This is a genomic window from Polymorphobacter sp. PAMC 29334 (assembly GCF_019431245.1).
Taxonomy (GTDB): Bacteria; Pseudomonadota; Alphaproteobacteria; order Sphingomonadales; family Sphingomonadaceae; genus Polymorphobacter_B; species Polymorphobacter_B megasporae.
Window position 1 is genome coordinate 1825274 of sequence record NZ_CP080243.1, and the last position, 13843, is coordinate 1839116.

The following is a 13843-nucleotide window of genomic DNA, read 5'->3' on the forward strand; positions in this document are numbered from 1 at the left end:
GGACCCATCACCACTAAACGTTGGGGTGATGGGTCCCCGCCTTCGCGGGGATGACGAATTCTTGAGGGCGGATGCGCTTCCCAACCCCAGCCGCACTACGGCTTCCCCGTAAACAACGCCTTCGCTAGCGTGACATGCACCCCCTTGTTGTGGTCGACCAACTCGGTGACCTCGACATCGCCCGCGACGCTGATCAGCATGTACGCATCGTCGCGGCTCATGTGGCGCGCGCTCACGAGGAAATCGATCATGTTGCGCAGCGCCTTGCGCGTCGCGTTCGACAGGTCGTCGTCGAAGCCCATTGCGATGTAGTGCGTCGGCGTTTCGGCGCGCGGGTAGGGCGACAGCTCGTGCTTGTGGAGGACGAAGGTCAGCGTGCCGACGAGCGAGGTTTCGAGCGCGGTGATGTCGACCTCGCCGTTGCCCTGCCCGGCGTGGCCGTCGCCGATCTCGAACAGCGCCCCCTTGGCGTGGACCGGGAGGTAGAGCGTCGTCCCCGCGACGAGCGAACGGTCGTCCATGTTGCCGCCGTTGATCGTCGGCGGGGCGCTGTCGTAGCGGCCGAACGCGGGCGGCGGGGCGACGCCCATGCTGCCGAAGAACGGGTGGAGCGGGACCTCGATGCCGGGGCCGAAGTTCGCCACCATCCGCTTTTTGTCGAGCGCGATGATCTTGATCCGCGAGTAAGGGAAGTCGTCCGTAAGGAACCCTGCGCCGTAGCGGAAGGCGTTGTACGCGTAGGGGATCGCGAGCTCGACCTTGTCGATGCGGATTTCGAGCGTGTCGCCCGGCTCGGCCCCCTCGATCGCGACCGGGCCGGTGAGGATGTGGCCGCCGGGGCCGCGGTCCTTGACCTCGTCGAACACCTTGCGAAGGCTCGGCTCGACCGCGTCGGGGGCGACCCCGGCCTTTTCGAGCGCGGTCGGGCTGCTCGTGAGCAGTGTCTTGAACACGACGGTATCGCCCGACTTGATCCGCAGCACCGGCTTGGCGGCGGCATCGTAATTGCCCCACGCAACGGTCTGCGGGGTCGCATCGAGGGTGAAGGTCGCCGCGCCCGAGGCGGTTGCGGTTCCGGCGAGCAACAGCGCCGCCAGGCTTCGCCACATCATCTGGATCATCCCTCGATCGCCGCTCACTTGAGCGCCTTGATGCCGTAATCGATTGTCGAGAGATAGCGCGGCGGGCGGCGTGCCTGCGCAGCCTGCTCATAGGCATAGCCGTAGCGGAGCAGCGCCGCGTCGCTCCACGCCGCGCCGATGAACGACAGCCCGACGGGCAGGCCGTTCGCCAGCCCCATCGGCACGGTCAGATGCGGATAGCCCGCGACCGCCGGGGGCGACCCCGCGCCGCCGCCGGCGAAATGGTCGCCGAGCACCGGGTCGATCAGCCATGACGGCCCGAGCGTCGGCGCGACGAGGACCGAAACCTTGTTGTCGGCGAGTAATTTGTCGATCCCCTCAGGCCCGGCGAGGCGGTGCGCGTCGGCCTCGGCCTTGCGGTACTCTGGGTCGGCGAGGCCCTTGGTCTTCTCCGCCTCCTCGAACAATTCCTGCCCGAACAGCGGCATTTCGACGACGGCGTGCGCGGTATTGAATGCGATCAGGTCGGCGAGCGCCCGGCTCGGCACGTCGGTGGCCTTAGTCGACGCGAGGTAGCTCGCCATGTCGGCCTTCAATTCGGTCATCAGCACGATCTGTTCGAGATGGCCGATTTCCGCGTCGTTGTCGTGCAGCGGCTTGGTGATTTCGACGAGGACCGCACCCGCTTGGCGCAACTTCGCCAGCGCTGCGTCGAACGCGACGTCGGTCGCCGCGTGGAAGCCGGCCGCGTAGCGCAGGACGCCGACGCGGACGCCCTTGAGCGCATCGGGGCGCAGGCGGCTTGCGAAGTCGGTGCCGATCGCGTCGGCGCGCGCGGTCGCGGGGTCGGCGGGGTCGCGTCCCGCCATCGCGCCGAACAGCAGCGCCGCGTCGGTAACGCTGCGCGCCATCGGACCGGGCGTGTCCTGGCTGTGGCTGATCGGCACGACATAGGTCCGCGAGATCGCGCCGACGGTCGGCTTTAACCCAACCAGCCCGTTGATCGCCGCCGGGCACGTGACCGAGCCGTCGGTCTCGGTCCCGACCGCGGCGGCGGCGAGGCTCGCGGCGGCGGCGGCCCCCGATCCCGCGCTCGACCCGCAGGTGTTGCGGTCGAACGCATACGGGTTGCGCGCTTGCCCGCCGACCGCGCTCCAGCCGCTGATCGAGTGCGTCGACCGGATGTTCGCCCATTCGGACAGGTTGGTCTTGCCGAGGATGATCGCCCCGCTCGCGCGCAGTTTCGCCACCAGCGGCGCGTCGCGGCCGGGCATGTTCTTCGCCAGCGCGAGCGACCCCGCCGTCGTCGGCATCGGGTCGGCGCTCTCGATGTTGTCCTTGATCAGGATCGGCACCCCGGCGAGCGCGCCCTGCGGCTTGCCCGCCCGCCGCGCCGCGTCGGCGGCCTGTGCCTGGCTCGCGGCGAGCGGGTTGAGCGCGATGACGGCGTGCAGCTTGGGATTGAGCGCCACGATCCGCGCACGGTACAGCCGCACCAGCTCGACCGACGTCACCTTGCCCGCGGCAAGATCGGCCTCGATCTGGACGACCGACTTCTCGGTGACATCATACGCCGCGGCGGGCAGGGCGGCGGCGAGCATTACGCCGCCGGCAATGAGTGCGCGCAGGTTCATCGACATCTCCCAAGGCTTCGTCTTGCCGTGAGGAGCGCCGCGCGCATGCCCATTGCCTGCCCCCCTGACGGCGGCGATCGTCATGCGGCAATGCCCGCCTGCCAAGCGCAAAATCGTCGCAGGCGGCGCGAACTCAGCGGTCGACCGACACCCGGTAGACCATGACGTGCCGGTACGGGTGAGCCGGATCGACCCGCGCCGAGACGAACTTCGGCTGGTTTGGCGCGTCGGGAAACTTCTGCGGCTCGAGCGCGATGCCGTCGCCCATCCGGTACAGATGACCGTGCTTGCCGACATAGGTGCCATCGAGGAAATTGCCGGTGTAGAATTGCACCCCGGGCTCGGTACTCAGCATGTCGAGCGTCCGCCCCGACGCCGGATCGTGGAGCCGCGCCAGCAGCTTGGGCTCGGCGGTCAGCCCGGCATCGATCGCAAAATTATGGTCATAGCCCTGGCCGAAGCGCATCTGCTGGTCGCGTCCGTCGCGCAGTCCTTCGGCGATCAGGCGCGGCTTGCGGAAGTCGAACACCGTTCCCGCGACGGGCATCAGTGCGCCGGTCGGGATCAGGCTCGCGTTGACCGGAGTGATCGCCGACGCCGGGATCGTCAGGACATGCTGCGACGTTCCCTGCGGCGCGCCTTCGCCCGCAAGGTTGAAGATGCCGTGGTTGGTCATGTTGACGATCGTTGGCTTGTCGGTCGTCGCGGCGAAGGTGATCGTCAGCGCCCCCGCCTCGTCGAGCGCGTACGTCGTCGTGACGTCGAGGTTGCCCGGGTATCCCGACTCACCGTCGGGGCTGCGGTGGGTCAGGACGACGCTCGCGACTGTGCCGCTGGTGATCTTTGCGACGTGCCACGCGACCTTGTCGAAGCCCTTGCCGCCGCCGTGGAGCGAGTTGGTCTTGTCGTTGAGCGGGAGTTGGTACGTCTTGCCGTCGAGGACGAAGCGCCCTCCCGCGATCCGGTTGGCGTAGCGCCCGACCGTCACCGCGAAGTAATTCGGGTGGTCGACGTACGATGCGAGCGCGTCATAGCCGAGGACGATGTCGGCGAGCTTGCCGTTGCGATCTGGCGCGAGCAGCCCCTGGAGCGTCGCGCCATAGGTCAGCACCCGCGCGCTGACGCCCTTGGCATTGGTCAGCATGATCAGCTCGATCGGCGTGCCGTCGGCGAGCGTGCCCGCGGGCGCGCGCTGCGCCTCGACCGCCCCAGCGGCGACTGACAGGGAGAGCGCGGCGGCGATGGCCCCAAACGAGAGGGCGTGCTTCGCTTGCAAATTCCGCATATCATCTCCCGCGCGGCGCGAGCGTTCGGCGTTGACGCTCTGGCCGACGCTATATAGTCGGACAATTGGATCAGCGGCAAGATCGACCCGGAGAAGGTCGCAGGCCCGCAAACTTGGAGGGGAAAGACATGGCGCTTCCGGTCACCACGGCGGGCGCAACCGCGACGAGCGACGCGGCGTCAGGCATGACGACATCGAGCGGCGCGACGATCAATCCGCGCCCGATCCTGACATTGCTTGCCAGCCTGTTCTTCATGTGGGGCTTCATCACCGTCATCAACAATACGCTGCTGCCGCACCTGCGCGCCGTGTTCGACCTCAATTACACCCAGACGACGTTGATCGAGAGCGTCTGGTTCATCGCCTATTTCTTCGCCTCGATCCCGTCGGCCAAGCTGATCGAGCGCGTCGGCTATCAGCGCGCGATGGTCATCGGCCTCGGCATGATGGCGGCGGGCGCACTCGTCATGGTCCCCGCCGCGCGGATTCCCTCGTACGGCGTGACGCTGTTCGCGCTGTTCGTCATCGCCAGCGGCATTACGCTGCTCCAGGTCGCGGCGAACCCGTACGTCGCGGTCGTCGGCCCGCCCGAAACCGCGTCGTCGCGGCTTAATCTGGTGCAGGCGTTCAACTCGGCGGGGGCGACGCTCGCCCCGTTGTTCGGCGGCTACCTGATCCTCGGGCGCTCGACTTCGGGCACCGCCGCGGCGGGGAGCACCGCGGTCCTGACCCAGGCCGAGCGGATCGCCGATGCGCATGCGGTGGTGCTGCCGTATCTCATCGTCGCGGGCATTCTCGTCGTCCTCGCGGTCGTTATTGCGCGCTTCCCGCTCCCCGCGATGGGCACCGCGACCCAGCGCTCGGGCAAGGAGGCGCGGCGCGGCCAGTCGCTCTGGGCGCACCGCAACCTCGTCTTCGGCATCCCGGCGATCTTCATCTACCTGATTGCTGAGATCGGCGTCGCCAACCTGTTCATCAACTTCGTCAGCCAGCCCGAGATCGGCAACCTGACCCACGAGCAGGCGTCGCACTACCTGTTCCTGCTGTGGGGCGGGATGATGGTCGGGCGGCTCGTCGGCAGCGCGGTGATGCGCACCATCCCCGCCGAAAAGGTCCTCGCCTTCGCCAGCACCGGGGCGTTCGTCGTGATGATCGTCGCGACCTTCACGACCGGCCATGTCGCGATGTGGGCGCTGATCTCGGTCGGGCTGTTCCACTCGATCATGTTCCCGACGATCTTCACCCTCGGCATCCGCGGCCTCGGCCCACTGACCGAGGAGGGCTCGGGCCTGCTGATCATGGCGATCGCGGGCGGCGCGCTGGTTATCGTGCAGGGGTGGCTGGCGGATACATATGGATTGCAGAACTCGTTCCTGCTGACGGCGGCGTGCGAGTTGTATGTGCTGTTCTATGCGGTGTGGGGGGCGCGGGTGACGGCCGCGCTGCCGGAGCCGGTGGTGGGGGTTTAGCCTCCTTATCCTCCCCTCCCCTTCAGGGGAGGGGCCGGGGGTGGGGGAGTCACCCCAAACACCACAGGCCGTAACTTCCTCACCCCCGGGCCACGCCAAGCGGCGCGTCTCTCGCTCCTCCCTTGAAGGGGAGGGGAAGCAGCTAGCCCTCGTCCCCCAGCCGGCTGATATCGTCGAGCGCCAGATCCACCAGCACCCGCATCGCCCTGCTCGCGTCGCCCGCATCCCCCGCGGCGATTGCCTCATACACCCGGCGGTGGTCGGGGATCGGGTTTCGCGGCAGCGCGCGGGCGCGTTGTTTGAAGACCGTGGTCCAGTTGACCGCCGCGCCGATGCTCGAGCTCAACACGATCAGCGCGTCGTTCTTCGTCGCGGCGAGGATGGCGGTGTGGAAGTCGCGGTCGGCGGCGCGGCCGAGGTCGCTCGCGAGCGTGTGGCGCGACATGGCGGCAAGCGCCTCCTTGATCAACTTGAGGTCGCCCCGGTCGCGGCGCTCGGCGGCAAGGGCGGCGGCGGCGGGCTCGACGATCGCGCGGAGTTCGAACAGGTTGCGGATGAAGCGCATGTCGGGATCGCCGGTGAACGCCCATGCCAGCACGTCGGGGTCGAGCAGGTTCCAGCGGTTGCGCGGCAAGACGCTCGTCCCGGCCTTGGGGCGGCTTTCGACGAGCCCCTTGGCGGTGAGGACCTGCACCGCCTCGCGGTATGCGCTGCGCGAGACGTCGAGCTCGCCCGAGAACGCGACTTCGCCCGGAAGGCGGTCGCCGGGGGCGTAATGGCCCGAGACGATGGCGACGCCGAGCTTGTGCGCGATCGCGCCGTGCAGGCGGCGCCCGGTGCCGCGCGGGCTGCGGACCGCGTCGTCGGCGGCAGTCGGGCTCGCCAAATCGGTTCCGACGACAGCATCATCGGTGGTCAGGTTGGTCGAAGCATCACCGATGCTGAGGTCCTGCGCGCTGTCGGTGCCGGCGTTGACCGCGTCGGCGGGGACTGTGCTGACGGGGGCATTGCGGGCAGGGCCGTCGCTGGCGAGATCGGCGGGCGGCTTGGCCACGGATCGGCTCCCTTCGCTCGGGCTGGCAGGTTTCGATGCGACCGTGCGGCGAGAAATCTTGCCTTCGCGGGCCGCGGACCTTATTGTCGGACTATTAAATCTCAATCCGTCAGGTGACAATATGGCTTCGGCATCCTTTCGCTCGATCGCCGCCGATAGTGGTGAGCCCGTCGGCCCCGAATATCACGTCGACGGTCCCGCAGAAGTCGCCGCCGCGTGCGCCGTCGCCGACGCCGCGTTCGACGCCTACCGCGAGACCGGCACCGCCGAGCGCGCCACCTTCCTCCGCCGCATCGCGACCGAGATCGAGGGCCTCGGCGACGCGCTGATCGTCCAGGCGATGCTCGAAAGCGGCCTGCCGCGTCCCCGGCTCGAGGGTGAGCGCGGGCGCACCGTCGGCCAGCTCCGCCTGTTCGCCGGTGTCGTCGAGCGCGGCGGTTGGCTCGGGTTGCGGATCGACCCCGCGCTCCCCGACCGCGCGCCGCTGCCGCGCCCCGACCTACGCCTCCGCATGATCCCGGTCGGCCCCGTCGCGGTGTTCGGCGCGAGCAACTTCCCGCTCGCCTTCTCAACCGCGGGCGGCGACACCGCGTCGGCACTCGCAAGCGGCTGCACCGTCGTCGTCAAGGGCCACCCGGCGCACCCGGGCACCGGCGCGATGGTCGCGGGCGCGATCGCTGCCGCGGTCGCCGCGTGCGGCCTGCCCGAGGGCGTGTTCTCGCACCTCCAGGGGCCCGGCACCGCGCTCGGGACGGCGCTCGTCCAGGACCCGCGCATCGCCGCGGTCGGCTTCACCGGCTCGCGCACCGGCGGCCTCGCGCTCGTCCGTCTCGCACAGGCCCGCACCGTACCGATCCCGGTCTATGCCGAGATGAGCAGCGTCAATCCGGTCGTGCTGTTCCCCGCGGCGCTGGCGGCGCGCGGCGCGGCGCTCGGCACCGCGTTCGTCGGTTCGCTGACGATGGGCGCGGGGCAGTTCTGCACCAACCCCGGCCTCGTGCTGGCGATCCCCGGACCCGGCCTAGACGCGTTCGAGGCGGCGGCGCGGACCGCGATGGCGGCGGCGAGCGCGGCGACGATGCTCACCCCCGGCATCCACGCCGCGTACGAGCAGGGCGTCGCGCACCTGCTCGCCCACGACAATGTCGAGACGCTCGCGCAGGGCGCGTTGGGTGAGGGCGCGAGCCGTGGCCGTGCGGCGCTGTTCGCCACGGGTGCGCCCGACTTCCTGAGCGACGAAAGCCTTGGCCACGAGGTCTTCGGCGCAGCATCACTCGTCGTCCGCTGCGCCGACGAGGCTGAACTCGCGAAGGTTCTCGCGACGACCGAGGGCCAGCTCACCGCGACGCTGCAGATGGACGCCGACGACGTGCCGATGGCCGCGCGCCTTTTGCCCGTTTTGGAGCGCAAGGCAGGCCGAATCCTCGCCAATGGCTGGCCGACCGGGGTCGAAGTTGCCCACGCGATGGTCCACGGCGGGCCGTTCCCGGCGACGTCGGACGGGCGCACGACCTCGGTCGGCAGCCTCGCGATCGACCGCTTCCTCCGCCCGGTGTGCTACCAGAACCTCGCCGCCGAGCTGCTTCCGGCGGTGTTGCGCGACGACGGCGCGGCGGCGTTTCCGCGCTTGATCGACGGCGTTGCGGCATAGACGCATGACGTTGCGCCTCCTCCAGCATCGCAGCGCCAACGGCACCCGGTCGGTGATCGCCGCGACCGACGCCGGTGCCGCGTTCGTCACCGGCGTCGACACGGTGCGCGCGCTGGCGACGAGGGCGATTGCCGCCGGGGTCGACCTCGCCGCGATGGTCGCGACGTGCGGCACCGGCGCGGCGGTCGATATCGTTGCGGCGCTCGCGGCTGGCGAGTTGCTCGCGCCGATCGACCATGACGACCCGGCGCATCTGCTGATGACCGGGACCGGGCTGACGCATCTCGGTTCGGCCGAGGGGCGCGACCAGATGCACCGCGCGGCGGCGGCAGCGACGACCCAGACCGATTCTATGCGGATGTTCCTCGAAGGCGTCGAGGGCGGCAAGCCCGCGCCCGGCGAGACCGGGCAACAGCCCGAATGGTTCTTCAAGGGCGACGGCACGACCCTCGTCGGACCGGGCGGGGACCTGACCTCGCCGTCGTTCGCGCAGGACGGCAGCGAGGAGCCCGAGCTTGCGGGGATCTATTTGATCGGCCCCGACGGCACCCCGTTCCGCCTCGGCATCGCGCTGGCGAACGAGTTCAGCGACCATGTTACCGAGCGGCACAATTACCTGTGGCTGGCACATTCGAAGCTGCGCCCGGCGGCGCTCGGCCCCGAACTTCTCGTCGGCCCACCCCCCGCCAGCGTCGCGGGAACCAGCCGGATCGTCCGCGATGGCGCGGTGCTGTGGGAAAAGCCGTTCCTCAGCGGCGAAGCGAACATGTCGCACAGCATCGCCAACCTCGAAGCGCACCACTTCAAATACCCACTGTTCCGCCGCCCTGGCGACGTCCACGTCCACTTCTTCGGCACCGCGACGCTGTCGTTCGCCGACGGGATGCGGACGCAGGCGGGCGACACATTCGAGATCGAGGCACCGCCATTCACCCTTCCGCTGCGTAACCGCCTTGCGGTCGCCGACACTGCCGCCGACACTGCCGTCTACGTGCTGTGACCGGTGCGCCGATCCGCCTCGCCGTCGTCGGCCTCGGCAAGATCGCGCACGACCAGCACCTCCCCGCGATTGCCGCCAATTCCTCGCTCGACCTCGCGGCGACGGTCAGCCCACATCACGGCGGCGTCGCCACGACGCCGCATTTCGCGAGCCTCGGCGACCTGCTCGCGGACGGACCGGCGATCGACGCGGTCGTCATCTGCATCCCGCCGCAGGTGCGCTACGATCTCGCGGCGCAGGCGCTGGCGCGGGGGCTCCACGTCTTCCTCGAAAAGCCTCCCGGCGCGACGGTCGCCGAGGTCGCGGCACTGTCCAATCAGGCGCAGGCGTCGGGGGTGACGCTGTTCGCCGGCTGGCATTCGCGCTTCGCGCCTGGGGTCGAGCCGGCGCGCGAATGGCTGTCGGGAAAGCGGCTCGACCGCGTTGCGATCGTCTGGCGCGAGGATGTCCGCGTCTGGCATCCGGGACAGGCGTGGATCTGGGAGCCCGGCGGTCTCGGTGTGTTCGATCCGGGGATCAACGCGCTGTCGATCGCGACGCATATCCTGCCGCACGCCTTCTTCCTGACCGCCGCGACGCTGTCGATCCCGGCGAATCGCGCCGCGCCGATCGCCGCCGACCTGGTGTTCCGCGACACCGCCGGCACCGCGATCACGATGGACCTCGATTTCCGCCAGACCGGTCCGCAAAGCTGGGACATCACCGTCGATACCGACGGCGGCACGCTGACCTTGTCGTCGGGCGGCGCGGTGCTGCACCTGCCCGACGCGATCGTCGCACATGACGAGCGCGAATATCCCGGGCTATACGCGCGCTTCGTCGACCTGATCCGCGACTGCCGCAGGGAGGTAGACACGCGCCCGCTCCAGCTCGTCGCCGACGCATTCCTTCGTGGCAGACAACAGATTGTCGAGGCATTCGATGACTAAGGCACTGATCCTACGCGTATTGGCTGGGATGCTGGCGACGGCGTCCGCGCCGGTCTTCCATGCCCAGACCGCCGAGCCAGTGCCGCCGACCGCCGAGCTGACGATCCACGCCGACCAGCCCGGCCCGGTATTCAGCCGCCAGATCTTCTCGCAGTTCGCCGAGCATCTCGGCACCGGCATATACGGCGGGCTCTGGGTCGGGCCGAAGTCGAAGATCAAGAACACCCGCGGCTTCCGCAACGACGTCGTCGGCGCGCTGCGCGACCTCGCGGTGCCGGTCGTCCGCTGGCCCGGCGGGTGCTTCGCCGACGAATATCACTGGCGGGAGGGCGTCGGCCCGAGCGCCAAGCGCCCGGTCAAGATCAACACCAACTGGGGCGGCGTTACCGAGCCGAACGCGGTCGGCACGCATGAATTCATGGACCTCGCCGAACAGATCGGCGCCGACGTCTATATCTCGGGCAATGTCGGCAGCGGCTCGCCGCAGGAAATGGCCGAGTGGGTCGAATATATGACCTCGCCCGCCGGCAGCCTCGCCGACGAACGCGCGCGCAACGGCCACAAGGCCCCGTGGAAGGTCGCGTATTTCGGGATCGGCAACGAACTGTGGGGCTGCGGCGGCAACATGCGCCCCGAATACGCCGCCGACGTCACCCGGCGCTACGCGACGTATATCAAGACCCCTGCCGGCACGACGATCCAGAAGATCGCCAGCGGCGCGAACACCGACGACTATGCGTGGACCGGGGTGATGATGCGCGAGGCGGCGAAGCAGGTCGATGCGGTGTCGCTGCATTATTATACCGTCCCCGGCTGCTGCGGCTGGCCGCCGAAGGCCTCGGCGACCAAATTCGACGAGGCCGGCTGGGCCGAGACGCTGTCCGACACCGGGCGGATGGACGAGCTGATCACCAAACATAGCGCCGAGATGGACAAGACCGATCCGGCGAAGAAGACGTGGCTCGCGGTCGATGAATGGGGGACGTGGTACGCGCCCGAGCCGGGCACGAACCCGGGGTTCCTCCAGCAGCAGAACTCGCTGCGTGATGCGCTCGTCGCCGCGGTCAACTTCAATATTTTCGCCAAGCATGCCGACCGCGTTCGGCTGACCGCGATCGCGCAGATGGTCAACGTCCTCCAGACGATGATCATGACGAAGGACGACAAGATGGTCCTGACGCCGACGTACCATGTCTTCGCGATGTACAAGGCGTACATGGGCGCGACGGTGCTGCCGCTCGAGTTGAAGTCGCCGTGGTACGCCAAGGACCGCTGGACGATGCCCGCGGTCAGCGCTTCGGCGGTGCGCGACACCAGCGGCGTCGTCCATGTCGGGCTCGCCAACCTCGACCCCAATCGCGCAACGACGGTGAGCGTGCGGCTGCCGGGGCTCGCCGCAACGACGGTCGGCGGGCGCATCCTGACCGCGCCGGAGATGACCGCGATCAACACCTTCGACCGCCCGGACGCGGTCAAGCCGGCGGCGTTCACCGGGGCCGCGCTGGCGGGAGATGGGCTGCGCGTGACGCTGCCGCCGAAATCGGTGGTGATGCTGGATCTGAAGTAGCGAGCGCCCTGCATCCCCTCCCCCTCAGGGGAGGGGCGAGAGACACGCCGCTTGGCGTGGCCGGGGGTGGGGCTCTCACAAGCTCAGTGATCGCGGTTACTGCCCACCCCCGGCCGTTCCCCTAAAGGGGAGGGGAGGAGAAGTGCGCATCGTCCCAAAACGACAAAAGCCCCCGCGCGAACGGAGGCTTATTGGGTCGATCCCAACATCGGCAGTGAAGAAACTGGCTCCCCGGGTAGGATTCGAACCTACGACATTTCGATTAACAGTCGAACGCTCTACCGCTGAGCTACCAGGGAACGGAGCAGCGGCTATAGCGATGCCGGTTCGGCGTAACAACCCCTGTCGGCGCTTCGCCGGACGATGGTAGCGGTTAGTTTTCGAACTGCTCGGTAAAGATGCGGTCGTCGAGGGCGTGGCCGGGGTCGAACAGCAGGTCGAGCGTGACGCTGCGGTCGCTGACGATCCGGACCGAGGCGACGTCGCGGACCTCGAGCTGGTCGGCGACCGCGCTGACCGGGCGTTTCTCGCTCTCGAGAATGCGGATCTCGATGAGCGATGCTTGCGGCAGCAGCGCGCCGCGCCAGCGCCGCGGGCGGAACGGGCTGATCGGGGTCAGCGCGAGCAAATCGGCCTGAAGCGGGAGGATCGGGCCGTTCGCCGACAGGTTGTACGCGGTCGACCCTGCCGGGGTCGCGACAAGGACGCCGTCGCACGACAATTCGGGCATCCGCACTTTGCCGTCGACGCTGATCTCGAGTTTGGCCGCCTGCCGCGTCTCGCGGAGCAGCGACACCTCGTTGATCGCAGGCGAGATCGTCATCGCGCCGCCGACGGTTCGCGCCTCCATTGACAGCGGGTGCAGCGCGAAGGCGCGTGCGTCGGTCAGGCGACGCGGCAGGTCGTCGACGCGGAACTCGTTCATCAGGAAGCCGACCGAGCCAAGGTTCATGCCGAACACCGGGCGCGGCTGGCGGGCGTTGAGCGCGGCGTGGAGAACCTGGAGGAGGAACCCGTCGCCGCCCAATGCCACGACGACCTCGGCATCGCGGATCGCAGTCCAGTCGTACAGCGGGCGGAGCAGCGCTTCCGCGGCGTGCGCCTGCGCGGTCGGCGAGACCAGCAGCGCCATCCGCGAGATCATCCGCCGGTGACGCTCATGTGGCGGGCGACGGCGGGGGCGCGGGCGGTGCGGTCGATGACGAAATCATGGCCCTTCGGCTTGCGCGAGATCGCCTCGTCGAGCGCGGCGTCGAGGACGGTGTTATCTTCGGTCGCCCGCAACACCGCGCGAAGGTCGGCGGCGTCGTCCTGACCGAGGCAAAGGAACAGTTGCCCGGTCGCGGTGAGGCGGACGCGGTTGCAGCCCTCGCAGAAATTATGCGTCAGCGGGGTAATGAAACCAAGGCGTTGCCCGGTCTCGACGATGCGGACGTAGCGAGCCGGGCCGCCGGTCTGGTCGATCAGGTCGATCAGCGTGTGGCGGGTTTCGAGGTCGCGGCGGACCGCCTTCAAGGGCAGGTACCGGTCGGCGCGGTCCTCGTCGATCGCACCGAGCGGCATCGTCTCGATGAGGACGAGGTCGTGCCCGTTGGCGGCGGTCCATGCCAACATCGTGTCGATTTCGTCGTCGTTCAAACCCTTCAGCGCGACCATGTTGATCTTGACGTGGAGCCCCGCTTCCTTCGCCGCGGCGATGCCGTCGAGGACCTGCTCAAGGCGTCCCCAGCGAGTGATCCGGGCGAATTTCGCGGGGTCCAATGTGTCGAGGCTGACGTTGATCCGGCGCACCCCGGCGGCGAACAAGTCGCTGGCGAACTTGCGTAATTGTGAGCCGTTGGTGGTTAGCGTGATCTCGTCGAGGTCACCGCTGGCGACGTGGCGAGACAGCCTCGCGATGAGGTCGACGACACCGCGGCGGACGAGCGGCTCGCCGCCGGTGAGGCGCAGTTTGCGGGTGCCGCGACGGACGAATGCGGTGGCGATCCGGTCGATTTCCTCGAGGCTGAGCACCTCGCTTTTCGGCAAAAACGTCATGTTTTCAGACATGCAATAGACGCAGCGGAAGTCGCAGCGGTCGGTGACCGAGATGCGGAGATAGTCGACGGTTCGGCCGAAGGGGTCGATCAGCGGGAGCATCCGCACCAAGTGGGCTTGGGTTAGGGTTAAGTC

The 13843-nt window shown here is 68.6% G+C and carries 11 protein-coding genes and 1 tRNA gene; 5 read left to right on the forward strand and 7 right to left on the reverse strand.

What is annotated here, in order from left to right; all coding sequences use genetic code 11:
• Positions 1-95: 95 nt before the first annotated feature.
• The 3 genes from KZX46_RS12500 to KZX46_RS12510 all read right to left on the reverse strand — a co-directional run bounded on the left by KZX46_RS12500 (position 96) and on the right by KZX46_RS12510 (position 4001).
• A complete protein-coding gene (locus KZX46_RS12500; protein WP_226895925.1) occupies positions 96-1139 on the reverse strand; it encodes an acetamidase/formamidase family protein in 1044 nt (347 codons plus the stop codon).
• Positions 1136-2716 carry an amidase gene (locus KZX46_RS12505; protein ID WP_219776982.1) on the reverse strand — a complete coding sequence of 527 codons (1581 nt, stop codon included), beginning with the start codon at positions 2714-2716 and terminating at the stop codon, positions 1136-1138. Before KZX46_RS12505 ends, KZX46_RS12500 begins: the two co-directional genes overlap by 4 nt.
• Before the next feature lie 133 nt (positions 2717-2849).
• Positions 2850-4001 carry an aldose epimerase family protein gene (locus KZX46_RS12510; protein ID WP_219774281.1) on the reverse strand — a complete coding sequence of 384 codons (1152 nt, stop codon included), beginning with the start codon at positions 3999-4001 and terminating at the stop codon, positions 2850-2852.
• 185 nt (positions 4002-4186) lie between these two features.
• Between KZX46_RS12510 and KZX46_RS12515 the strand changes: the two genes are divergently transcribed.
• Positions 4187-5470, forward strand: a complete 1284-nt coding sequence (locus tag KZX46_RS12515) for a sugar MFS transporter (protein WP_226896280.1) — start codon at positions 4187-4189, stop codon at positions 5468-5470.
• Positions 5471-5612: 142 nt separating this feature from the next.
• On the opposite strand, the gene KZX46_RS12520 is transcribed toward KZX46_RS12515, so the two are convergent.
• Positions 5613-6356 carry a FadR/GntR family transcriptional regulator gene (locus tag KZX46_RS12520; protein ID WP_226896281.1) on the reverse strand — a complete coding sequence of 248 codons (744 nt, stop codon included), beginning with the start codon at positions 6354-6356 and terminating at the stop codon, positions 5613-5615.
• Between the two features lie 289 nt (positions 6357-6645).
• Here KZX46_RS12520 and KZX46_RS12525 point away from each other — a divergent pair, with 289 nt between their 5' ends.
• From KZX46_RS12525 to KZX46_RS12540, 4 genes are read left to right on the forward strand one after another with little or no spacing between them, the layout of a single operon-like run.
• Positions 6646-8175, forward strand: a complete 1530-nt coding sequence (locus KZX46_RS12525) for an aldehyde dehydrogenase (NADP(+)) (RefSeq protein WP_219774283.1) — start codon at positions 6646-6648, stop codon at positions 8173-8175.
• 4 nt (positions 8176-8179) lie between these two features.
• Positions 8180-9175 (forward strand): AraD1 family protein, encoded by a 996-nt coding sequence (gene araD1 / locus KZX46_RS12530; RefSeq protein WP_219774284.1) that lies wholly within the window; start codon positions 8180-8182, stop codon positions 9173-9175.
• A complete protein-coding gene (locus KZX46_RS12535; protein ID WP_219774285.1) occupies positions 9172-10104 on the forward strand; it encodes a Gfo/Idh/MocA family protein in 933 nt (310 codons plus the stop codon). Before araD1 ends, KZX46_RS12535 begins: the two co-directional genes overlap by 4 nt.
• Entirely contained in the window at positions 10097-11671 is a 1575-nt protein-coding gene (locus KZX46_RS12540) for an alpha-N-arabinofuranosidase (RefSeq protein ID WP_219774286.1), read from the forward strand. The genes KZX46_RS12535 and KZX46_RS12540 overlap by 8 nt, the downstream gene beginning before the upstream one ends.
• A gap of 224 nt (positions 11672-11895) precedes the next feature.
• Here the strand turns inward: KZX46_RS12540 and KZX46_RS12545 are convergent.
• From KZX46_RS12545 to moaA, 3 genes are all read right to left on the reverse strand, one after another.
• Positions 11896-11970 (reverse strand) — tRNA-Asn (locus KZX46_RS12545).
• A 74-nt stretch (positions 11971-12044) separates the two neighbouring features.
• Entirely contained in the window at positions 12045-12803 is a 759-nt protein-coding gene (locus KZX46_RS12550; RefSeq protein ID WP_226895926.1) for an NAD kinase, read from the reverse strand.
• A gap of 8 nt (positions 12804-12811) precedes the next feature.
• Entirely contained in the window at positions 12812-13810 is a 999-nt protein-coding gene (gene moaA / locus KZX46_RS12555) for a GTP 3',8-cyclase MoaA (RefSeq protein WP_219776984.1), read from the reverse strand.
• Positions 13811-13843: the final 33 nt, after the last annotated feature.

Excerpts from the sequence above, each read along its gene's own strand:
- KZX46_RS12505 (WP_219776982.1), bottom strand. The coding sequence starts at position 2,716 with ATGAACCTGCGCGCACTCATTGCCGGCGGCGTAATGCTCGCCGCCGCC.
- KZX46_RS12510 (WP_219774281.1), bottom strand. The coding sequence starts at position 4,001 with ATGCGGAATTTGCAAGCGAAGCACGCCCTCTCGTTTGGGGCCATCGCC.
- KZX46_RS12515 (WP_226896280.1), top strand. The coding sequence starts at position 4,187 with ATGACGACATCGAGCGGCGCGACGATCAATCCGCGCCCGATCCTGACA.
- KZX46_RS12525 (WP_219774283.1), top strand. The coding sequence starts at position 6,646 with ATGGCTTCGGCATCCTTTCGCTCGATCGCCGCCGATAGTGGTGAGCCC.
- araD1 (WP_219774284.1), top strand. The coding sequence starts at position 8,180 with ATGACGTTGCGCCTCCTCCAGCATCGCAGCGCCAACGGCACCCGGTCG.
- KZX46_RS12540 (WP_219774286.1), top strand. The coding sequence starts at position 10,097 with ATGACTAAGGCACTGATCCTACGCGTATTGGCTGGGATGCTGGCGACG.
- KZX46_RS12550 (WP_226895926.1), bottom strand. The coding sequence starts at position 12,803 with ATGGCGCTGCTGGTCTCGCCGACCGCGCAGGCGCACGCCGCGGAAGCG.
- moaA (WP_219776984.1), bottom strand. The coding sequence starts at position 13,810 with ATGCTCCCGCTGATCGACCCCTTCGGCCGAACCGTCGACTATCTCCGC.